This is a genomic window from Streptomyces sp. NPDC001544, from assembly GCF_042894285.1.
Taxonomy (GTDB): domain Bacteria; phylum Actinomycetota; class Actinomycetes; order Streptomycetales; family Streptomycetaceae; genus Streptomyces.
The window spans coordinates 46,733-67,401 of record NZ_JBIAVN010000025.1 but is presented as its reverse complement, the minus strand read 5'-3'; the positions used below and the strand labels follow the sequence as shown (position 1 = coordinate 67,401).

Annotated in this window: 22 protein-coding genes and 1 tRNA gene; 13 read left to right on the top strand and 10 right to left on the bottom strand. The window is 71.6% G+C overall.

The window, feature by feature from the left end:
* The first annotated feature begins 103 nt into the window (after nucleotides 1-103).
* A complete protein-coding gene (locus ACFY0F_RS36965; RefSeq protein ID WP_388804774.1) occupies nucleotides 104-1,864 on the top strand; it encodes a sel1 repeat family protein in 1,761 nt (586 codons plus the stop codon).
* A 104-nt stretch (nucleotides 1,865-1,968) separates the two neighbouring features.
* Nucleotides 1,969-2,042 (top strand) — tRNA-Met (locus tag ACFY0F_RS36960).
* Nucleotides 2,043-2,196: 154 nt separating this feature from the next.
* On the opposite strand, the gene ACFY0F_RS36955 is transcribed toward ACFY0F_RS36960, so the two are convergent.
* The 3 genes from ACFY0F_RS36955 to hisN all read right to left on the bottom strand — a co-directional run bounded on the left by ACFY0F_RS36955 (nucleotide 2,197) and on the right by hisN (nucleotide 4,075).
* A complete protein-coding gene (locus ACFY0F_RS36955) occupies nucleotides 2,197-2,613 on the bottom strand; it encodes a Fur family transcriptional regulator (RefSeq protein WP_388804771.1) in 417 nt (138 codons plus the stop codon).
* Nucleotides 2,614-2,710: 97 nt separating this feature from the next.
* Nucleotides 2,711-3,112, bottom strand: coding sequence for a cyclic nucleotide-binding/CBS domain-containing protein (locus ACFY0F_RS36950; protein WP_388804768.1), 402 nt, complete (start codon nucleotides 3,110-3,112; stop codon nucleotides 2,711-2,713).
* 162 nt (nucleotides 3,113-3,274) lie between these two features.
* Nucleotides 3,275-4,075, bottom strand: coding sequence for a histidinol-phosphatase (gene hisN / locus ACFY0F_RS36945; RefSeq protein WP_388804766.1), 801 nt, complete (start codon nucleotides 4,073-4,075; stop codon nucleotides 3,275-3,277).
* 206 nt (nucleotides 4,076-4,281) lie between these two features.
* Between hisN and ACFY0F_RS36940 the strand changes: the two genes are divergently transcribed.
* Complete coding sequence (locus ACFY0F_RS36940; RefSeq protein ID WP_388804764.1) at nucleotides 4,282-4,887, top strand: TetR/AcrR family transcriptional regulator; 606 nt, start codon at nucleotides 4,282-4,284, stop codon at nucleotides 4,885-4,887.
* Between the two features lie 4 nt (nucleotides 4,888-4,891).
* On the opposite strand, the gene ACFY0F_RS36935 is transcribed toward ACFY0F_RS36940, so the two are convergent.
* The gene (locus ACFY0F_RS36935) at nucleotides 4,892-6,580 is read right to left on the bottom strand and encodes an ABC transporter family substrate-binding protein (RefSeq protein ID WP_388804820.1); all 1,689 of its coding nucleotides are present in this window, start codon (nucleotides 6,578-6,580) and stop codon (nucleotides 4,892-4,894) included.
* 138 nt (nucleotides 6,581-6,718) lie between these two features.
* Between ACFY0F_RS36935 and ACFY0F_RS36930 the strand changes: the two genes are divergently transcribed.
* Genes ACFY0F_RS36930 through ACFY0F_RS36920 form a run of 3 tightly spaced genes read left to right on the top strand, consistent with a single transcriptional unit; the run spans nucleotide 6,719 to nucleotide 10,424 of the window.
* The gene (locus ACFY0F_RS36930; protein ID WP_388804761.1) at nucleotides 6,719-7,705 is read left to right on the top strand and encodes an ABC transporter permease; all 987 of its coding nucleotides are present in this window, start codon (nucleotides 6,719-6,721) and stop codon (nucleotides 7,703-7,705) included.
* Nucleotides 7,702-8,604, top strand: coding sequence for an ABC transporter permease (locus ACFY0F_RS36925; protein WP_388804758.1), 903 nt, complete (start codon nucleotides 7,702-7,704; stop codon nucleotides 8,602-8,604). The genes ACFY0F_RS36930 and ACFY0F_RS36925 overlap by 4 nt, the downstream gene beginning before the upstream one ends.
* Nucleotides 8,601-10,424 (top strand): dipeptide ABC transporter ATP-binding protein, encoded by a 1,824-nt coding sequence (locus ACFY0F_RS36920; protein ID WP_388804756.1) that lies wholly within the window; start codon nucleotides 8,601-8,603, stop codon nucleotides 10,422-10,424. The genes ACFY0F_RS36925 and ACFY0F_RS36920 overlap by 4 nt, the downstream gene beginning before the upstream one ends.
* Here the strand turns inward: ACFY0F_RS36920 and ACFY0F_RS36915 are convergent.
* The 6 genes from ACFY0F_RS36915 to ACFY0F_RS36890 all read right to left on the bottom strand — a co-directional run bounded on the left by ACFY0F_RS36915 (nucleotide 10,421) and on the right by ACFY0F_RS36890 (nucleotide 15,269).
* A complete protein-coding gene (locus tag ACFY0F_RS36915) occupies nucleotides 10,421-10,786 on the bottom strand; it encodes a DUF1330 domain-containing protein (protein WP_388804753.1) in 366 nt (121 codons plus the stop codon). The two genes, ACFY0F_RS36920 and ACFY0F_RS36915, sit on opposite strands and share 4 nt — an antisense overlap.
* A gap of 259 nt (nucleotides 10,787-11,045) precedes the next feature.
* Complete coding sequence (locus tag ACFY0F_RS36910) at nucleotides 11,046-11,369, bottom strand: DMT family transporter (RefSeq protein WP_388804751.1); 324 nt, start codon at nucleotides 11,367-11,369, stop codon at nucleotides 11,046-11,048.
* Nucleotides 11,370-11,444: 75 nt separating this feature from the next.
* Complete coding sequence (gene rsgA / locus ACFY0F_RS36905) at nucleotides 11,445-12,455, bottom strand: ribosome small subunit-dependent GTPase A (RefSeq protein ID WP_388804748.1); 1,011 nt, start codon at nucleotides 12,453-12,455, stop codon at nucleotides 11,445-11,447.
* Nucleotides 12,456-12,468: 13 nt separating this feature from the next.
* The gene (gene aroA / locus ACFY0F_RS36900) at nucleotides 12,469-13,818 is read right to left on the bottom strand and encodes a 3-phosphoshikimate 1-carboxyvinyltransferase (protein WP_388804745.1); all 1,350 of its coding nucleotides are present in this window, start codon (nucleotides 13,816-13,818) and stop codon (nucleotides 12,469-12,471) included.
* A gap of 64 nt (nucleotides 13,819-13,882) precedes the next feature.
* A complete protein-coding gene (locus tag ACFY0F_RS36895) occupies nucleotides 13,883-14,605 on the bottom strand; it encodes a M50 family metallopeptidase (protein WP_388804743.1) in 723 nt (240 codons plus the stop codon).
* Nucleotides 14,606-14,807: 202 nt separating this feature from the next.
* Complete coding sequence (locus tag ACFY0F_RS36890; RefSeq protein ID WP_388804740.1) at nucleotides 14,808-15,269, bottom strand: LuxR C-terminal-related transcriptional regulator; 462 nt, start codon at nucleotides 15,267-15,269, stop codon at nucleotides 14,808-14,810.
* A 74-nt stretch (nucleotides 15,270-15,343) separates the two neighbouring features.
* Between ACFY0F_RS36890 and ACFY0F_RS36885 the strand changes: the two genes are divergently transcribed.
* From ACFY0F_RS36885 to rsrA, 7 genes are all read left to right on the top strand, one after another.
* The gene (locus ACFY0F_RS36885) at nucleotides 15,344-15,664 is read left to right on the top strand and encodes an AzlD domain-containing protein (RefSeq protein WP_388804738.1); all 321 of its coding nucleotides are present in this window, start codon (nucleotides 15,344-15,346) and stop codon (nucleotides 15,662-15,664) included.
* 40 nt (nucleotides 15,665-15,704) lie between these two features.
* Entirely contained in the window at nucleotides 15,705-16,535 is an 831-nt protein-coding gene (locus tag ACFY0F_RS36880; protein ID WP_388804735.1) for a carbon-nitrogen hydrolase family protein, read from the top strand.
* 209 nt (nucleotides 16,536-16,744) lie between these two features.
* A complete protein-coding gene (locus ACFY0F_RS36875; protein WP_388804732.1) occupies nucleotides 16,745-17,248 on the top strand; it encodes a 4'-phosphopantetheinyl transferase family protein in 504 nt (167 codons plus the stop codon).
* Between the two features lie 173 nt (nucleotides 17,249-17,421).
* Entirely contained in the window at nucleotides 17,422-18,237 is an 816-nt protein-coding gene (locus ACFY0F_RS36870) for an SOS response-associated peptidase (protein ID WP_388804729.1), read from the top strand.
* Nucleotides 18,238-18,679: 442 nt separating this feature from the next.
* Nucleotides 18,680-19,309 (top strand): alpha/beta family hydrolase, encoded by a 630-nt coding sequence (locus tag ACFY0F_RS36865; RefSeq protein WP_388804726.1) that lies wholly within the window; start codon nucleotides 18,680-18,682, stop codon nucleotides 19,307-19,309.
* Between the two features lie 256 nt (nucleotides 19,310-19,565).
* The gene (sigR, locus tag ACFY0F_RS36860; protein WP_388804723.1) at nucleotides 19,566-20,249 is read left to right on the top strand and encodes an RNA polymerase sigma factor SigR; all 684 of its coding nucleotides are present in this window, start codon (nucleotides 19,566-19,568) and stop codon (nucleotides 20,247-20,249) included.
* Complete coding sequence (gene rsrA / locus ACFY0F_RS36855; RefSeq protein ID WP_388804720.1) at nucleotides 20,246-20,557, top strand: mycothiol system anti-sigma-R factor; 312 nt, start codon at nucleotides 20,246-20,248, stop codon at nucleotides 20,555-20,557. The genes sigR and rsrA overlap by 4 nt, the downstream gene beginning before the upstream one ends.
* Nucleotides 20,558-20,669: the final 112 nt, after the last annotated feature.

Genomic DNA, 20,669 nt, shown 5'->3' with positions numbered 1-20,669 from the left:
GGCTGCAGGTGGTGCGACGATGGACGTTATGGGGGACAAGGCAACTCTGTTGGAGACCGGGTCTTTTGTGCAGCCTGCATCCTTCGCGAAGGATGCCGACTTTATGCAGTCTGTCGACCTCGTGCCGCCCGCCGACCGCGACGAGGCCGGTGAGGCCGCCGAGGAGGCGCGTCAGCGGCTCGCCGTCGAGGCCGGTGACGTCGAGGCGATGAGTGTCCTCGGCGCCATGCTGCTGCGTCGCGGCGACCTCGACGGAGCCGAACCCCACCTGCGGGCCGCGACGGCGGCCGGTGACCGGGCCGCCGCGAACAACCTGGGCGTGCTCCTGCACCAGCGCGGCTACGCCGACGAGGCCGCCGGATGGTGGCGGATCGCCGCCGTCGCCGGTTCCGCGGCGGCCGCGCACGCGCTGGGCCGGCACCACCGCGAGCGAGGCGACGAGCCCGCCGCCGAGTACTGGCTGCGCCAGTCCGCCGAGCAGGGACACGTGCTGGGCGCCTACGCGCTCGCCGACCTGCTGGAGCACCGCGGGGACGGCACCGCCGAGCAGTGGATGCGGGCCGCCGCCGAGCGCGGTCACCGCGAGGCCGCCTACCGCCTGGCACGCTCCCTGGACCGCAGAGCCGCGCACGAGGAGGAGGCCGGGCCCGGCGACGCCGTCGAGGAGGCCGAGCAGTGGTACCGCCAGGCCGCCGCGCGCGGGCACCGGCGGGCCGCCCTGCACCTCGGCGCGATCCTGGAGAAGCGGGGAGAGCTCAGGGAGGCCGGGCGCTGGTACCTGACCTCCGCCAAGGACGGTGAGGCACGGGCCGCCTGCGCGCTCGGCTTCCTGTTGCGCGACGCGGGGGACATCGAGAGCGCGGCCGTATGGTGGCTCAGGGCCGCGCAGGACGGCGACGGGAACGCGGCCAACGCGCTCGGCGCGCTGCACGCGGAGCGGGGCGAGACGCAGACCGCCGAGCGGTGGTACCGCGCGGCCATGGACGCCGGGGACGACAACGGCGCGTACAACCTCGGGCTGCTCTGCGCCGAGCAGGGGCGCACGGCGCAGGCCGAGCAGTGGTACCGGCGTGCCGCGTACGCCGGGCACCGGGAGGCGGCGAACGCGCTCGCGATCCTGCTGCTCCAGGAGGGCGACACGACGGGCGCGGAGCCGTGGTTCTCCAAGGCGGCCGAGGCCGGGAGCGTGGACGCCGCGTTCAACCTGGGGATCCTGTACGCCGGGCGGGGCGAGGACGGAGCCGCGCTGGACTGGTACGAGCGTGCCGCCGCCGCCGGGCACACGGAGGCGGCGCTGCAGGTCGGCATCGCGCGTCTGAGGGAGGGCGAGGAGCAGGAGGCGGAGCGGCATCTGCGGTGCGCGGCGGGCGGCGGCAGCGCCGAGGCGGCGTACCGGCTGGCGACCGTGCTGGACGCGCGACGTCCGGCCGAGCCGGCCCACGAGCTCGGCGAGGTCGTGCACGAGAAGACCGAGTGCGAGGAGTGGTACGAGCGGGCGGCGTCCCAGGGGCACCGGCGGGCGCAGGTGCGGGTCGGGATGCTCTCGGCCGCCCGGGGGGACGTGGTCGAGGCGGCGCGGTGGTACCGGCGGGCGGCCGAGGCCGGGTCGCGCAACGGGGCGTTCAATCTCGGGCTGCTGCTGGCCCGGGAGGGCAGCGAGCCCGAGGCGGCGGTGTGGTGGGAGCGGGCCGCGGGCGCCGGGCACGGGCGGGCGGCACTCCGACTGGCCCTGCTCTACGCGCGTCGGGGGGAGCTCGCGGTCGCGCAGCGGTGGGCCGATCGCGCGGTGACGCTCGGACCCGCCGAGGTGGGCGAGCGGGCTGCCCGGCTGCGGGACGCCCTGCGGCAGGAGCTGTCGGCGTGACGGCACCGGCGTGACGGTGCGGGCGTGACGGTGCAGGCGTGACGGTGCTCGCGGGAAGCGATTTGCTTCCGCGCGCATCCTTCGCGTAATGTCGTGTTCACCGACGCGGGGTGGAGCAGCTCGGTAGCTCGCTGGGCTCATAACCCAGAGGTCGCAGGTTCAAATCCTGTCCCCGCTACTGAAGCCGAGGGCCGGAATCCAGAAATGGGTTCCGGCCCTCGGTGTCGTACGAGTCAGAGGGTGTGGACGATCGCCGGCCCCTCGCCGGGCGACCCCGTGGACAGCGCGAAGCCCCGGCACCTCACGGGGCCGGGGCTTGCGGTGAGCGCGTCTCAGGCGGCGGCGCAGTTCGGGCAGACGCCGCGGTAGGTCACCTCGACGTCCGAGACCGTGAAGCCGAAGCGCTCGGAGTCGGGGAGGTCGGCCAGCGGGTTGCCGGTCGGATGCACGTCCCGGATGGCGCCGCACCGGGCGCAGACCAGGTGCTGGTGCGGCTGGTGCGCGTTCGGGTCGTAGCGCTTGGCCCGCTGGTCGGTGGAGACCTCGATCACCTCGCCGAGGGAGACCAGCTCGCCCAGCGTGTTGTAGACGGTCGCCCGGGAGATCTCAGGCAGCTTGACGACGGCCCGCGCGTGGACCTCGTCGGCCGTCAGGTGGACGTGTTCGCCGTCGAGGACCTCGGCCACGACGCGTCGCTGCGCGGTCATCCGCCATCCGCGTCCGCGCAGCCGTTCCAGAAGGTCGCTCATACGACCCAGCGTAACAGCCATCGGACCAGTTTCCGAACAGGTGTGACTTTGGACTATACCCGTTTTTGGACTGGATCCAGACTGCTGGACTCGGCTCTCAGGCCCGCACGGCGAGCGGCCGGTCCGGCGCCGGCGCCCAGCAGCGGATGATGTCGCGCACCGAGACGATCCCGGCGGGCTCGCCGCGGTCCAGGACGACGAGGTGGCGGAAGCCGCCGTGGGCCATGGCGCGGGCCGCCTCCTCGAGGGTCCAGGTGGGGGCGGCGAACACGACGTTGTTGGTGGTGTGGGCGTGGATGCGTTCCGTGTCCGGGTTCTGGCCGAGCCCCACGGAGTTGAGGATGTCCCGCTCGGTGAGGATGCCGATGCCGCCCGCGTCCGGGTCGAGGACGAGGGCGGCGCCCACCCGGCGTGCGGACATCAGGGTGGCGGCCTGGCGGAGGGTGTGGGCGGGGCCGACGGTGAGGACCACCGTGCTCATGGCGTCGCGGACGAGCATGGGAAGGAGCCACCTCCAACGAGTCCGGCGAACCCGTGAAGGACATGGTTCATCGATTCACAAGTTCACAAGTGAGGGTGCTTTCAGGGTCCCAGGTAAAGGGCGGGTCAACAAGAGGGCGCGCGCAGCCGGTTGAGGGCGCACGTGATCGTCCCTGGCTGCTCAGTAGCGCTGGTTGAGATACCCCAGCAACTCGTCGTGCAGCAGGCCGTTCGACGCGGCGGCGTTGCCGCTGTGCGGACCTGGGCGGCCGTCGAGGCCGGTGAAGGTGCCGCCGGCCTCGGTGACGATGATCGCGTTGGCGGCCATGTCCCACAGGGACAGCTCGGGCTCGGCACACATGTCGACGGAGCCCTCGGCGACCATCATGTAGGGCCAGAAGTCGCCGTACGCGCGCGTGCGCCACACCTCGCGGGTGAGGTCCAGGAAGCCGTTCAGATGGCCCCGCTCCTCCCAGCCGCTGAGCGAGGAGTAGGCGAAGGAGGCGTCGGAGAGCTTCGAGACGCGGGAGACGTGCAGGCGGGTCGCGGAGGTCAGGTTGCGGCCGGTGAAGGCGCCGTGGTCCTTCACCGCCCACCAGCGGCGGCCCAGGGCGGGGGCGGAGACCAGGCCGACGACGGGCTGGTAGCCGCCCTCCCCGGCTTCCATCAGGGAGATGAGGGTGGCCCAGACGGGAACACCGCGGACGTAGTTCTTGGTGCCGTCGATCGGGTCGATCACCCAGCGGCGGGGGCCGGTGCCCTCGATGCCGTATTCCTCGCCGAGGATGGCGTCCCGCGGGCGGGCGCGCTGCAGCTGGCCGCGGATGAGCTCCTCGGCGGCCTGGTCCGCCTCGCTCACCGGGGTCATGTCCGGCTTCGTCTCCACCTTGAGGTCGAGGGCCTTGAAGCGAGCCGTCGTCGCGGCGTCGGCCGCGTCCGCGAGGACGTGGGCGAGGCGAAGGTCGTCGAGGTAGTCGGGCATGTAGGCACGGTATCCGGGTGGGTCGGGGCGGGGCTACCGGGGGAGGGTGTGCACCGGGGGAGGCGCGCGTTTCCGCAGCCGGAGGGCGGCACCGCAGGCATGCGCGCGGTCGGCCCAAGGCGCCCCCCGGTGCCCTCGTGAACCCTTGACAGTGCCTGTGTGCGCGTCAAATCTGGGCGCAGTGCCGCTCGCCGAGGGAGGCGATGATGCCTGCAGCGCGGGAATCCCTGCTGGACGCCGCGTACACGGCGCTCGCGCGTCGGCCGTGGTCCGCCGTACGCATGGTGGACGTGGCCGCGGCGGCCGGGGTGTCCCGGCAGACGCTGTACAACGAGTTCGGAAGCAAGGACGGGCTGGCCAGGGCGCTGGTGCGCAGAGAGGCCGACGGGTACCTGGCCGGGGTGGAGCGGACTCTCGCCGCATACCCCGACCCGGAGGACCGGCTCACCGCCACCGCCGAGTGGATGGCGTCGGCCGCCCGGGAGAACGCGCTGGTGCGGGCCCTGCTGACCGGCTCCTGGAGCGAGCGCCTGCCCGCGCCGGTGCTGTCCGCCGTGCCCTCCTCCTCCGCGGTACCGGCACAACGCCGGGCGGACGGGCCGCTGCCCTCGCCCGGCGACCTCGTGCGGCTCGTGCGGGACCGGGCGGTGGCGGCGCTGTCCGGTCCCGGTGCGGTCCCGGCGGACACCGCCGAACTGACCCGGTCCTGCGAGCTCGCGGTACGCCTCGCCCTGTCCTGCGTCGCGGCTCCGCCGGGGGAGGGCGGGGCGGCGGAGCTGGTGCGGGCCTTCCTTCCCCGGCAGTTGGTGTGACCGGCTACTTCTTCAGCCAGCCGACCTTCGTGTAGTCGGGGTCCGCCAGTCCACTGGCCCCGAAGTTCGCGAGGTCGGAGCGGACGGCGAGGATCTGCGGGCGCTGGTAGAGCGGGATGGAGTGGCCGAGGGCCCAGATCTTGGCGTCGGCCTCGTTGTAGAGCTTGTTCGCGGCGGCCGTGTCATTGGTCTCGCCCGCCTTCTCCAGCAGCGAGTCGATCTCCGGGGAACCGACCGAGCCGTAGTTCTCGTAGAGGTTCTTGCCGGCGGGTTCGCGGTAGATCGGGTAGGCCTCCGAGCGGAACACCTGGTCGACCCAACGGAAGCTGGTGAGTTCGAAGTTGCCGCTGGTGACGTACTTGGAGAAGTAGTCGTTGGCCGGCACCTTGTCGATGACCAGCTTGACGCCCGCCTGGGCGAGCTGCGCCTGCACCAGTTCCGCCTGGTCGACCTGCGCCGTGGTGGAGCCCGAGCTGAGCGTGTAGTGCAGGGTGAGCTGCTTGCCGTCCTTGACCCGGTTCTCGCCCTGGAGCTTCCAGCCCGCGGCGTCGAGCAGCTCGCCCGCCTTCTTCAGGTCGTACGTGCCGTAGGTACCGGAGTTGTCCTGGTAACCCGTCTGGTTGGGCATGAAGAAGTGGCTGCCGTAGGTCTTCAGCTTGACCGGGAGGTCCTTGCCGAAGGCGGTGGCGATGGCCTTGCGGTCGATGGCGTGCTGGAGGGCCTGGCGGACCCGGACGTCCTTGAGCGGGCCGCGCGCGCCGTTGAACTCGATGTGCACCTCGTCCCAGCGGGCACCGACGCGGATGTCGGTGCCGGCCGCCTTCACGAGCCGCTTGTAGTCCTCGGGCAGCAGTGCGCTGGCGTAGTCGATCTCCTTGTTCAGGTAGGCGTCCGTCCAGGCCGTGTAGTCCAGGGCGCGGAAGACGATCGAGTCCAGCTTGGCCTTGGTACCCCACCAGTCGGGGTCCGGGACCGCGGTGATCGTCTGGGCGGTCTTGTCGTACGAGGCGATCTTGAAGGCGGCACCGGTGATCGGGATCTTCTCCGTCCACCCCTTGTTGAACTTCTCCGGCGTGTCGATCCCGGCGGCCGGCAGCAGGGGGTCGAACAGCCGCTTCCAGTCGGCGTAGGGCGTACGGAAGGTGACCTCGACCTGGTGGGCGTCGGCCCCTTGTCCGACCTTGGTGATCTGGTCGTAGCCGGAGGTGTTGGCGGCCTCGTAGTCCTTGTTCCCGCCGTTCAGGGCCTTCCAGAGGGCCTGGAAGTCGCGCCAGCTCAGCGGCTTGCCGTCGGACCACCTCGCCTTGGGGTTCAGTTTGTAGACGACCGTCTGCGGGCTGGTCGACGTCACCTCGGCGGACAGCAGGAAGTCCTTGTCCGGGTGCACCTGGCCCTGCGCGTCCGCGCTGAACAGGTTGGGTTCCACGAGCTCACTGATCTCCGCCGCGTCGCCCTGGTTCCCGTTGGCGGTGTAACGGTTGTAGTCCGCGATGTACTGGGAGATCGCCAGCTTGAGGGTGCCGCCCTGTCTGATGTCACTCAGCGGATGCGCGTTGATCTCCTGGCTGCCGGCCGGGGCCGCGCTCCTCTGCGCCACGGGTCTGCCGTCGTCGCCGGAGGAGCCGCAGCCGGTCACCAGCAACGCGGCGGCCGCGGTGGCGGCGGTCCAGGCTGCGGCGGGGATCTGGCGCATGTCGATGTCCTTCGTGGGGGTGTGGAGGTGCCGGATGCGCCGAAGGTAGAACGGCCTCCCGCGGTCGGGGGAGAGGTCCTGACGTGCTGTCATGTTCTCTTCATGATTCGGCAACAAGAGGCCTGGACCATTTCCTCTGTGCTTGCCTACCTGGCCAAACGCCTCGGCTATTACGCCGTGTTGCTCGTGGCCTCCGTCTGCCTCTCCTATCTGCTGGCCTCGTTGGCGCTCGACCCGCGCGAGTACTACGCGGCCCGGCAGCCGCCGGTCTCCGCCGCCGCGGTGAACCACCACCTCACCGAGATCGGCGTCAACGACCATGAACCGCTGTTCACCCGCTTCCTGCGCTGGGCCGGGCACGCGGTGCGAGGTGATGCCGGGCAGACGATCGACGGCAGGTCGGTGAGCGCCGAGTTCGGGCGGCGGCTCGGGGTGAGCCTGCGACTGCTGCTCGCGGGCACGCTCCTCGGCACGGTCGCGGGCGTCCTGGCCGGCGCGTGGACGGCTGTACGGCAGTACCGTTTCAGCGACCGGGCGGTCACCGTCGCTTCCTTCGCTCTTCTCTCGACCCCCGTGTTCCTGCTGGCGATCCTGCTCAAGACCGGTGCGATCTGGTTCAACCAGACGACCGGGACGGATCTGGTCCAGTTCACGGGCGAGAAGAGCCCCGGGGTGGACGGCGGTTTCTGGGCGGTCCTCAAGGACCGGTCGGTGCATCTGCTGCTGCCCACCCTGTCCGTCGCGCTCTTCGCGGTGGCGAGCTACAGCCGCTACCAGCGCAACACCATGCTCGACGTCCTCGGCTCCGACTATCTGCGCACCGCGCGCGCCAAAGGGCTCGGGCGGTGGACGGTGCTGCTGAGGCACGGCCTGCGAACGGCGCTCATTCCGATGTCGACCTACTTCTCCTACGGATTCCTCGCGCTGTTCACGGGCGCCACCTTCACGGAGACGATCTTCGGTTGGCACGGGATGGGCGAGTGGTTCGTGGACTCGATCTGGAAGAACGACGTGAACTCGGTCGTCGCCGTCAACATCTTCGCCGCCGTCACCGTCCTGCTCTCCGGTTTCCTCGCGGACGTCCTGCACGCCGCGCTGGACCCGCGCATCAGGCAGGCGTCATGACCGCCACGATCCCCGAAGCCGCCGAGGGCACCGCGGCCGCCCCGCCCGCCGGCCGCGTCAAAGTCGTCCTGCGCCGCTTCGCCCGCAACCGCACCGCCCTCGCCGGTGCCGTCGTCCTCGTGCTGCTCTTCCTGCTGGCCTTCGCCGGCCCGTACGTCACCCCGTGGTCCTACAGTCACATCGACTACACCGCCCTGCGCGCCGCACCCGGCGCCGACCACTGGTGGGGCACCAACCGGATCGGACAGGACGTGTTCGCGCAGACCGTGCGCGGGCTGCAGAAGTCCCTGGTCATCGGATTGCTCGTGGCCGTGCTGTCGACCGGGCTCGCCGCGCTGGCCGGCGCCTCGGCGGGGTACTTCGGCGGCTGGACCGACCGGCTGCTGATGTTCTTCGTCGACCTGCTGCTCGTCTTCCCGTCCTTCCTGATCATCGCGATCGTCTCGCCCCGGCTGCGCTCGGGAGGCTGGTTCGCCTTCGTCGGGCTGCTCGCCGTCTTCGGCTGGATGATCACGGCCCGGGTCGTACGGTCCATGACCCTCTCCCTGAAGGAGCGTGAATTCGTGCGTGCCGCCCGCTACATGGGCGTCGGACCCTTCCGGATCATCTGGCGGCACATCCTCCCGAACGTCGCCTCCTTCCTCATCATCGACGCCACCATCCAGGTCGGCGGCGCGGTGATGAGCGAGACCGCGTTGTCCTACTTCGGCTTCGGCGTCCAGCCGCCCGACGTGTCCCTGGGCACGCTGATCGCCTCGGGGACGGGGGCCGCGGTGACGTACCCGTGGATGTTCTTCTTCGCGGCCGGGTTGCTGGTCGTGTTCGTGCTGGCCGTGAACCTGGTGGGCGACGGGTTGCGGGACGCCCTGGACCCCACCTCGAAGGGGGCGTCGCGGTGAGCCCGCTGCTCGAAGTGACCGGTCTCGACGTCGACTTCGACGGCCGGCCGGCGGTCCGCGGCGTGAGCCTCACCCTCGAACGCGGCCAGGTCCTCGGTCTGGTGGGCGAGTCCGGCTCCGGGAAGTCCGCGACCGCGCTCGCCGTCCTCGGGCTGCTGCCCGGCAACGCTTCGGTACGCGGGTCCGTACGGCTCGACGGCACCGAACTCCTCGGCGCCCCGGAGCGGGAGCTGACCCGGATCCGGGGCAGCCGTGTCTCGATGGTCTTCCAGGACCCCCTGTCCGCGTTCACGCCCGTGTACCGGATCGGCGACCAGATCGCCGAGGCGGTCCGCGCCCACCGGAACGTCTCCCGGGAGCAGGCGCTCAAGCGGGCCGTGGAACTGCTGGATCTCGTCGGCATCCCCGAACCGGCCCTGCGGGCCCGGGCATTCCCGCACGAGTTCTCCGGGGGCATGCGGCAGCGCGCCATGATCGCCATGGCGATGGCCGACGCGCCCGACCTGATCCTCGCCGACGAGCCGACCACCGCCCTCGACGTCACCATCCAGGCCCAGGTCCTCGACGTCCTGCGCACCGCCCAGCGCGAGACCGGCGCCGCCGTGCTGCTGGTCAGCCACGACCTGGGGGTGATCGCCCGGATGGCCGACCGGGTAGCCGTCATGCATCAGGGCCGGGTCGTGGAGTCGGGCACCGCGGTGGAGGTCTTCCGGGACGCGAAGGAGCCGTACACCCGGCGGCTCCTGGCGGCCGTCCCCCGCCTGGACACCCCCCGGCCGCCACAACGGGCCACCGGAGAGCCGGTGTTGCGGGTGCGGGGCCTCACCCGGACCTTCCCCGTCCTGAAGGGCACCGCGTTCAAGCGCCGCGTCGGCACGGTGTACGCCGTCGACGGCGTGGACCTCGACGTCCGGCGCGGCGAGACCCTGGCCCTGGTCGGCGAGTCCGGGTCCGGGAAGTCGACCACCCTCTTCGAACTGCTCGAACTGGCCGCACCGGAGGGCGGGTCCGTCGAACTGTTCGGACAGCGTCTCGGCACGCTCACCAAGGCCGAAGTCAAAGCGCTGCGACGGCGGATCCAGATCGTCTTCCAGGACCCCATGGCCTCCCTCGACCCGCGGCTGCCCGTCGGTGACATCGTCGCCGAGCCGCTGCGCACCCAGGGCGCCGACCGGGCGACGATCGCCCGCCGGGTGCCCGAACTGCTCGCCCAGGTCGGCCTCGACCCGGCCCACGCGGACCGCTTCCCGCACGAGTTCTCCGGCGGCCAGCGACAGCGCGTCGGTATCGCCCGTGCCCTCTCCGTCGAGCCGGAACTGCTCGTCCTCGACGAGCCGGTCTCCGCCCTCGACGTCTCGGTCCAGGCCGGAGTGCTGGAACTGCTCCAGCGGCTGAAGGAGGAACTGGGGCTGGCCTACCTCTTCGTCTCCCACGACCTGTCCGTCGTACGCAACATCGCCGACCGCGTCAGCGTGGTCTACCTCGGTCGCACGGTCGAGGCGGGCCCGGTCGACGAGGTCTTCGCCCGGCCCAGGCACCCCTACACCCAGGCCCTGCTGTCCGCCGTACCGCTGCCCGACCCGGAGCGGGAACGGCAGCGGTCGCGGATCCTGCTCGCCGGCGACCCGCCGAGCCCCACCCGCCGCCACGACGGCTGCCGCTTCCGCGCCCGCTGCCCGCTGTACGGGAGGCTCGCGGAAGAGGAGCGGAAGCGGTGCGCCCATGACGTGCCGGTGCTGAACGCGGACGGGAACGCGGACGGGACCGGGGTCGGCGACGGGGTGGCCTGCCACTTCCCCCGTGTACGGGAGGTTCTCTAGGCGGTTGCGGCCCCAGCGGCCGCCTGCGCCTCCGCCCGGAGCTTCGCGGCCCGCTGCCGGGGGTCGTAGTCCGGGCCGACGCCCTCGATCAGCAGCAGGTCGCCCACGATGTGGTCGGTGCGCAGGCGGAGGATCTCCTGGTACGCGGGGGAGCCGTACCAGGCGCGCGCCTCGGGCAGCCCGGGGAACTCGATCAGCACCATGCTGCCCCGCCAGTCACCCTCCACCACCTCGGCGGGCGGGCCGTGGATGACGAAGCGCCCGTGGAAGGGGTCGAGGGTGTCCTGGATGCGTTCCAAGTACTCGAGGACGTCGGGGTGATGACGACGATCGCGCAGATGCGCGAAACCATAGGCGGCCATGGCGCGCTCCTTCACTGGCTCGTTCCCCTGGCGGAATGCCGGATCGAACGTAACCACGAGCCCCCATGCCCGGCGATTACCTCCCGGGTAAGCGCGCGGGGGGCGGCCGGGCCCCGCCGCCTCATCGGCCACCACGTGCCGGAGGCCGTAACGCTCAGTCAAGCACGCCGTCACAAGGTCCGCGGGCCGGAGGCGCATGGCCGTCATCGACGCCCTGATCACCGCCCACGGCCAGGGCCCGCGGCTCGCCGCTGGCAGGCTAGTGCGCCGAACCGGACAGCTGCAGTCCGATCACGCCGAGGATGACCAGGCTGATGGAGACGATCTTCAGGGTCGAGACCAGGTCGCCGAGGAAGACCATGCCGTAGATCGCGGTCCCCGCCGCGCCGATGCCGGTCCACACGGCGTAGGCGGGGCCCACGTCGAGCTTCCGCAGGGAGAGGGTGAGCAGGCCGAAACTGCCGAGGGCGAAGCAGCAGAAGGCGATCGTGGGCCACAGCCGGGTGAAACCGTGGGAGAGCTTGAGGCATACGGCGAAACCGGTCTCGAGCATTCCGGCCACGATGACCAGCAGCCACGCCATGCGCTGTCCTCCCGTAGGTCCGGCTCGGTGCGATTATGCACTTACCGGACTCAGGTTCCCCCAAACAACGCGGCGTCAGTCCCCTTCCGTGGGTTCACGCGTGGACAGCAGCCGGCGCAGGGAGTACAGCCGTGCCGGGTCGGCGTGTCCCTCGGCCACCCAGGCGTCCAGCCCGCAGTCCGGCTCGTCGTGACTGCACGCGCGCGGGCAGCCCTCCGTGCCGGGCTCCAGGTCCGGGAAGGCGTGGATGACCCGGGTCGGGTCGATGTGCGCCAGGCCGAAGGACCGTACCCCCGGGGTGTCGATCACCCAGCCGCCCGATCCCGCCAGGGGCAGGGCGAGGGCCGAGGTCGTGGTGTGCCGGCCGCGGCCGGTCACCGCGTTCACATGTCCCGTCGTACGGCGGCGGTCCTCCGGGACGAGTGCGTTGACGAGCGTCGTCTTTCCGACACCGGAGTGCCCCACGAAGGCCGTGATCCGGCCGTCCAGCTGCTCCCGCACCCGGTCGGCCGCGCCGCCGTCCGCCAGTTCCTCGCGGCTGGTGACGACGTACGGGATGTCCAGGGCGCCGTACAGCTCCAGCAGCTTGTCGGGCGGGGCCAGGTCCGACTTGGTCATCACCAGCAGGGGCTCCAGACCGCCGTCGAAGGCGGCGACCAGACAGCGGTCGATCAGGCGGGGGCGCGGCTCGGGGTCGGCCAGGGCCGTGACGATCGCCAGCTGGTCGGCGTTGGCGACCACCACCCGCTCGTACGGGTCGTCGTCGTCCGCGGTGCGGCGCAGCACCGACGAGCGCTCCTCGATGCGCACGATCCGCGCCAGGGTGTCCTTCTTCCCGGACAGGTCGCCGACCAGTGCCACCCGGTCGCCCACCACGGCGGCCTTGCGACCCAGTTCCCGGGCCTTCATCGCCATCACCGGACGGCCGTCGACGAGACAGGTCAGCCGGCCCCGGTCGACGGTGAGGACCATGCCCTCGGCGGCGTCCTCGTGCTTGGGCCGGATGTGCGTGCGAGGGCGGTTGCCCTTGCGGTTGGGACGGGAGCGGATGTCGTCCTCGTCGGTGTGCTTGCCGTAGCGGCGCATAACGGTGAGTCCCCTACGCCCTGCCGCTCCCGAGCATCCCGGTCCACAGTTCGGGGAAGTCGGGCAGCGTCTTCGCCGTGGTCGCCACGTTCTCGATCCGCACACCGTCGACCGCCAGGCCGATGATCGCACCGGCCGTCGCCATGCGGTGGTCGTCGTAGGTGTGGAAGACCCCGCCGTGCAGCGGACGCGGGCGGATGTGCAGGCCGTCGGCGGTCTCCGTGACGTCACCGCCCAGCTCGTTGATCTCCTTGGTGAGCGCGGCCAGCCGGTCCGTCTCGTGCAGGCGCAGGTGGGCCACACCGCGCAGCGTCGAGGGGGAGTCCGCGAGGGCGGCGACCGCAGCGATGCCCGGGGTCAGCTCGCCGACGTCGCCCAGGTCGACGTCGATGCCGTGGACCGAGCCCGAGCCGGTGAGGACCAGGCCGTACTCGGTCAGCTCGCAGGAACCGCCCATCTCGGTGAAGATCTCGCGCAGCCGATCACCCGGTTGGGTCGTCCTGGCCGGCCAGTCCGGGATCAGCACCTTGCCGCCGGTGACCAGCGCCGCCGCCAGGAACGGCTGGGCGTTGGACAGGTCCGGCTCGATCGTCAGGTCACGGCCCAGCAGCGCCCCCGGGGTGACCCGCCAGACGTTCGGTTCGCCGCCCGACTCCGGGGTGTCCACCTGGGCGCCGACCGCGCGCAGCATGTCGACCGTCATCCGGATGTGCGGCATGGAGGGCAGCGTCGCACCGGTGTGCCGGACCTCGACGCCCTGGTTGAACCGGGGGCCGGACAGCAGCAGCGCGGAGACGAACTGCGACGAGGACGAGGCGTCGATCGAGACCGGACCGCCGTCCAGCGCGCCGCCGCCGTGCACGGTCAGCGGCAGCGCCCCCCGGCCGTCGTCGTCGATCCGGGCGCCGAGGACACGCAGGGCGTCGATCACACCGTGCAGAGGGCGCTCGTACGACCTCGGGTCGCCGTCGAACCGGACGGGGCCGTCGGCCAGCGCGGCGACCGGCGGCAGGAAGCGCATGACGGTGCCGGCGTTGCCGACGTCGACCGTGGCCGGTCCGTGCAGGCCCGTCGGGAGCACACGCCAGGCCTCGCCCGTGCCGTCCGGGCCGCCCCCGGGAGCCGAGCTGGACGACACGGTCTCCTCGATCTCCACGCCCATCGCGCGCAGGGCGCCCGCCATCAGCAGAGTGTCGCGGGAACGCAGCGGGCGGCGCAGCCAGCCGGGCTCGGAGGCGAGGGCGGCGAGCACGAGGGCGCGGTTGGTGACCGACTTGGACCCGGGCACGTGGACCGTCGCGTCGACGGCTCCGCTCGCGTGCGGGGCGGGCCAGAGGTCGGTGTGTACGGGGTTAACGGCCATGGCCCCACTTTAGTGGCGGTCGGCCCTGCCGGTTTCGGTCAGGCGGCCCGGGGGCCCGGGGCGGTCACAGGCCGAGCAGCCACCGACCCCCGCCGATCAGCGCACTCAGCGACACCACGTGGAACAGGAACAGCCACAGGCCTGCCGGGACGTGGGTCAGCCGCGACAACTGGTCGGCGTCCGAGTCGCCCGCGCCGCCCCGGGACCGTTTCGCCTGCAGTTCGAAGGCCGGGCGGACCCCGCCGAACAGCAGGAACCACACCACCGCGTACGCGAACGCCGCCTGCACCTGGGGCCCGGCCAGCCAGGACACCAGCAGGAAGGTGCCCCCGGTCACGATCACGGTGAGCGCCCCGTAGGCGTTGCGGATCATCACCAGCATCGCCACCAGCAGGGCGGTCGCCACCCACAGCAGCAGCGTGATGTGCCCGGCGGCCAGCAGGGCCGCGCCGCCCAGGCCCAGCAGCGGGGGAGCGGTGTAGCCCGAGGCGGCGGTGAGGATCATGCCGATGCCGTGCGGTTTGCCCCGGCTCAGGGTGAGCCCGCTGGTGTCGGAGTGCAGCCGTATGCCGGTGAGCTGCCGCCCGGTGAGCAGGGCGACGAGTCCGTGACCGCCCTCGTGGGCGATCGTGATCGCGTTCCGGGAGACGCGCCACAGGGTGTGCGGGACGACCACCGCGAGCGCCGCGCCCAAGGTGGCGAGCACCACCCACAGATCGGGATCGGGCTGGGTGCCGATGAGACGGTCCCAGAGGTCGGGCAGCGCGGTGGCGGCGGTGCTCTGCATGTTCGGCGGTCGCTCCCTTTCCCGGTGCGGAGTGAGGCAGTGTGGCACGTCTGTGCGGACGGTGTCTGAGACGCCGACGCAGCAGCGATCGTTCCGGGAGGGAATCGGCAGGTCACAGAGCTGGAGCCCCGGAGTCGTCCGGGGCTCCGGCGTTGTCCGTGCCGACTGTGGGCCGACCTGGAGGCGCCTGTGGGGCCGAGGATCAGCTCAGGACCTCGGGGGCACTCCGTTCGTTCTGCCGGTGGCCGGAGGTGTCGGGCCGTGAGGGCAGGGGGGCCAGCCCCTGCGGAGTGTCGGGAAGCGGTCGGTTGAGCAGGTCGTGCTGCGAGATGAGGTAGCCGGCGTGGAGCCGGTTCCGCGCGCCTATCCGGTTCATGATCTGTGCGACGTGTCGCTGGCAGCTGCGCAGGGACAGTCCGAGGCGTGCGGCGATGCGCCGGTCCTCCTCGCCGGTGACCAGGAGGCGCATGATGCTGTGCCTGACGTCCTCCGAGGCCTCCCGGACCTCCAGGTGGTCGTAGGCGATGCGGAACGGAGTGGCGGCGACCCAGGCGCGTTCGAACGCGGCCACGGCGAAGTCGACGATGCCGGGATCGCTGACCAGCGTCGCGCCGCCGGACCGGTCGTCCAGCGGCACGAGCACATGACGCCGATCGAAGATCATGAGCTGGGGGAACACCGGCCGCACGAGGAGCCGGACTAGCTGAACGAGGACAAGCTGCAGGAGGAGAACCTGGCATGACGATGGCGTTGTTGATTCTGGGCATGGGCCTGTGCAGCTTCCTGCCGCGCTATCTGCCCCTGGTTCTCCTCGCCGACCGGGAGATGCCCGCGGTGGCCAAGTCCCTGCTGGGCTACACCCCGCCGGCGGTGCTGGCCGCACTGGTCGTCCCGGAGATGCTGATGCCCGGCGGACACGCCGTGCAGCTGAGCGTGTCGAACCCCTACCTCATCGGTGGCGGCGTGACCTTCGTCGCCGGCCTGTGCTCGAAGAAGTTCCTGCTGGTGACCGCGATCGGCATCACCGCCTTCTATCTGAGCCGCTGGCTGCTCGGCTGACCGAACCCTCCCCACGACCACGATCACCTTGGAGTCGAACATGACCAGCACCGAAACGTCCTTGCGTGCCCCGCTGCGGGTGGCGGTCGCGCAGACGCAGGCCCGGCCGGGCGACACCCTGCACAACGCCACCGAGGCGGCGGCGATCATCGTCCGCGCGGCGGACGCCGGGGTCCGGGTCGTCCAGTTCCCGGAGCTCTCCCTCACCGGGTACGAGCCCGGATGGCTCACCGCGCACCTCCCCGCCGGTGCCCTGTCCCTGGACGGCCCCGAACTGACCGCGGTCCGTGAGGCGTGCCGGACCACCGGTGTCACCGCTGTGGTCGGCGCCCCGACCCCCGCGGGCACGAAGTCGGCGATCTCGGCGATCGCCGTCGCGGGAGACGGCGGGATCCTGGCCGACTACCGCAAGAGCCGGCTGGAGGAGCACGAGCGACGGCTGTTCGTGCCGGGCACCGGGAGCCGCATGCTCACCGTGGACGGCTGGCGGCTGGCCCTGGGCGTCTGCTACGACGCCAGCTTCCCCGAGCACCCCCGGGCCGCGGCGCGCGCCGGCGCGGATGCCTATCTGTGCGGCGGCGCGTTCGTCCGGGGGGACTCCGACCACCGCCGTTCGGTGTACTTCCCGGCCCGTGCCCTGGAGAACACGTTCTATGTGCTGTTCTCCAACTTCGTCGGCCCCCAGGGACCCTGGGACTTCTGCGGCCGCAGCGCGGTCTACGGACCGGACGGCCGCACCCTGGCGGAAGCGGGCGACCGGCAGGCGGAGCTCGTCGTGACCGACCTCGACGACTCGGCGCTGGTCGAGACCCGTCGCGGCCTGACCATGCTCCGCGACCTGGAGTGTGCCGCGGGTGCGTGTGTGGTGTGACGTCGACAGCCGGTCCGGTCTCCCCGTTCACCGTGCCGGAGGACCTCGGGGACGCGCCCGCTCCACGGCTGCCTGCCGCAGGGCGCCCGGTCGTTCGGCTCGTGGACGCGGACGAGAGCTCCGCGGCCGCCGCCCGGCACGCACCACGGCTCCTGGGCCCCGACGAGTGGGCCCGGGCCGTCTCTCTGCGCAGCGGTGCGGATCGTGAGGTGTACGTCACCGCCCATGTCGCCCTGCGCATCCTGCTGGCGCGGCTGCTGAGGCGTCATCCCGGTGATCTGCCGTTGGAGCGAGAAGCCTGCCACGGGTGCGGCGCACCTCACGGTCGGCCGGTGGTGCGGGGAGGACGGCCGCATTTCTCGCTCTCGTACAACGGACGCCTGGTCCTTGTCGCCCTCGCTGTCGAACCCGTCGGTGTCGACATCGAGCAGATCCCTTCGCGTCAGGTGGTGGAGCAGACCAGCGGCGCACTGCACCCCGCCGAGCGCCAGGAGCTGGACGCGCTTTCCGAGGCCTGCAGACCTCGGGCGTTCGCCGAGATATGGACCCGCAAAGAGGCCTATCTGAAAATGCTGGGCACCGGGCTCCTGCGGGACACCTGCCTTGCCCGGGTGGGAACGGGGCGACCGGGAAGTACGGGTGTCGCCGGGGCGCGACTGGCGTCCGTGCCCGTGCCGTCCGGCTATGCGGCGGCCTTGTGCCTTCCTTCCTGATCATCCGGGCCGCCCGCCGGTCCGGGCGGGCGCCCGGACCGCTACGCTACGGGGCTGGGTGGTCTGCGGTCGGTCGCCTCACGGACTGCGACACCGCGACGACGCGACCGCGCCCGATCGGGTCTGCCACTCTTGGGTCACCGATGGGGCGCAGGTCGGAGGGGTGGTCCCGTATGTGCGGACGGTATGCGGCGAGTCGTAGGCCCGAGGATCTCGCGGGCATCTTCGAGATCGAGAAGTGGGAGTCCGAGGAGGCCCTGGAACCGGACTACAACGTGGCCCCGACCAAGGAGGTCCACGTGGTCCTGGACCGCCCTTTGAAGGACGCGGACGACCGGCGCCCGGTTCGTCAGTTGCGCAGGCTCAAGTGGGGCCTGGTCCCCTCCTGGGCCAAGTCGCCCGAGGGCGGCGCGCGGATGATCAACGCGCGCGCGGAGACCGTGCACGAGAAGCCGTCCTACCGTCGCGCCTTCGCCGCCCGGCGCTGCATCGTGCCCGCCGACGGCTACTACGAGTGGGTCACCGGCACGCAGGAGCGGGACCTGGAGGTCGAGGGGAAGAAGAAGCGTCCGCGCAAGCAGCCGTACTTCGTGCTGCCCGCCGACGGGTCGGTCTTCGCCATGGCCGGGCTGTACGAGTTCTGGCGGGACAAGACCCTGCCCGACGACCATCCGCGGGCCTGGTGGGCGACGTGCTCGGTGATCACCACGGAGGCGGAGACGACGCCGCTGGCCGTGGCGCCGGCCGAGGGGCCGCGGTCGCTGGCGGACATTCACCCCCGGATGCCGCTGATGCTCACGGCGGACCGGTGGGACGCGTGGCTGGATCCGTCCCGTACCGATGTCGAGGATCTGCGGTCGTTGCTGGCGCCGCCTCCTGCGGGGCTGATGCGGGCGTATCCCGTCTCGACCGCGGTCAGCAACGTGCGCAACAACGGTGCCGAGCTGCTCAAGGAGCTGGACGGGCCGGAGGTGGGGACGCTGTTCTGACCGGGGCTCGACGGGCGCCCGGGGCCGGTGCCGGGGCGGAGGGCTGCGCGGCCCGGCGCGACGAGGTGCCGCTGCGCCCACCCGTGCCGCCCCAGCGGCACGACTGCCCGCGGCTGCGCCGGCATGGGGCTGCCCGTGGCTGAGGCGGCGCGTGGCTGCGGCGGCATGGGGTTGCCCGGGGCTGCGGCGGCGCGTGGCTGCGGCGGCATGGGGCTGCCCGCCGCCCCGGCGGCACGACTGCCCGCGGCTGCGGCGGCGCGTGGCTGAGGCGGCGCGTGGCTGCGGCGGCATGGGGTTGCCCGGGGCTGCGGCGGCGCGTGGCTGCCCGGGGTTGCAGTGGCACGTGGTTGCCCGTGGCTGCGGCGGCATGGGGCTGCCCGCCGCCCCGGTGGCACGACTGCCCGCGGCTGCCCGTGGCTGCGGTGGCCGATACCGTGCATTCGTGACCCTTACCGAGACCGTCGAGACCGATGCCGGGACCGCACGTGTCACCTGGCGCCCGGCCGAGAAGCCGAGGCTCGTGCTGGCCGTCAGCCACGGGGCGGGCGGTGGCGTGGAGGCCCGTGACCTCCAGGCACTCGCCGGGGTCCTCCCGGGCCACGGAGTGACCGTCGCGCTCGTCGAGCAGCCCTGGCGGGTGGCGGGCAGGAAGGTGGCGCCCGCGCCGAAGACGCTCGACGTGGGATGGCGCGGAATCTGGCCCGTGCTCGGCAAGCCGGGGCTGCCGGTGGTCTCCGGCGGGAGGAGCGCCGGGGCGCGCGTCGCGTGCCGTACGGCGGTCGAGCTCGGCGCGCACGCCGTCCTCGCGCTGAGCTTCCCGCTGCATCCGCCGGGCCGGCCCGAGAAGTCCCGGGCCGACGAACTGCTGGGCGCCGGGGTGCCCACGCTCGTCGTGCAGGGCGGCAACGATCCGTTCGGGAAGCCGGAGGAGTTCCCCGAGGGGACGGACATCGTCGAGGTGCCGTACGGCGATCACGGCTTCGCCGTGCCCAAGCGGGCGGAGATCGGTCAGGAGCGCGCACTGGAGATCATCACCGACGCGGTGGCGGAGTGGAGCTCGTCACTCGGCTGACCGCCGGGAATGCCGGGCCGCCCCTCGCTGTTGTGGCCGACAGAAGTGCTGAGGTACCAGCACGGATGTCGTAGGAGAGGAAGTCCGCCGCATGGGTTCGACCTACTGCCCGAGCCGCAGCAGCCGCGCCGACCTGGAGTGGACAGTGCTGCACGCGGCGAAGGCCGCTCCTATTCGAGCGGCGGCAGGCACCGGTCGTCGTCTATCCTCCGAATCGAGTGGGTCCGGTTTCGGCCTCACGCACGATCTTGAGGAGGTGGGTCCGGTCACTGGGACGGACGCAGGGACCGACAACGGCCAGGCGGAACTGCCCGAGGGCCGGGGCGACGGCGCGGAGTCGACCGCGGAGCGCAGCGCGCGCTTCGAACGGGACGCGCTCGAATTCCTCGACCAGATGTACTCGGCGGCCCTGCGCATGACGCGCAATCCGGCCGACGCCGAGGACCTGGTGCAGGAGACGTACGCCAAGGCGTACGCGTCCTTCCACCAGTTCCGCGAGGGCACCAATCTCAAGGCCTGGCTGTACCGGATCCTCACGAACACCTTCATCAACTCCTACCGCAAGAAGCAGCGCGAGCCCCAGCGCAGCGCCGCGGAGGAGATCGAGGACTGGCAGCTCGCCCGTGCCGAGTCGCACATGTCGACGGGTCTGCGCTCCGCCGAGTCGCAGGCGCTCGACCACCTGCCGGACTCGGACGTGAAGGAAGCGCTGCAGGCGATCCCCGAGGAATTCCGCATCGCCGTCTACCTCGCGGACGTAGAGGGCTTTGCGTACAAGGAGATCGCGGACATCATGGGGACACCCATCGGTACGGTGATGTCCCGGCTGCACCGGGGTCGCCGCCAACTGCGCGGCATGCTCGAGGACTACGCCCGCGATCGTGGGCTGGTTCCGGCCGGCGCCGGGGAGTCGAACGAAGCGAAAGGCTCGGGCTCATGAGCTGCGGAGAGCCGCACGAGACTGACTGCAGTGAGGTACTCGAACACCTGTATGAGTTCCTCGACAGTGAGATGCCGGACGTCGATCGCGACAAGTTCCAGCAGCACTTCAAGGAGTGCTCGCCGTGCCTGGAGAAGTACGGACTCGAACAGGCCGTGAAGAAGCTGGTCAAGCGCTGCTGCGGGCATGACGACGTGCCGACCGACCTGCGTGCCAAGGTCATGGGCCGGATCGAGCTGATCCGCTCCGGCCAGGCGGTGCCCGAGCACGACGTGACGGCCGCACCGGTCACCGGACAGGAATCCTGAACCGCTCCTGACCCCCGGTACCCTCGGCACCCCTGGGTATCCCTCGGTCATCACCCGAACGTGCTAATCCCCGGGTCATGAACCCTCGTACCCCCCGGCGACCGCCCTAGGC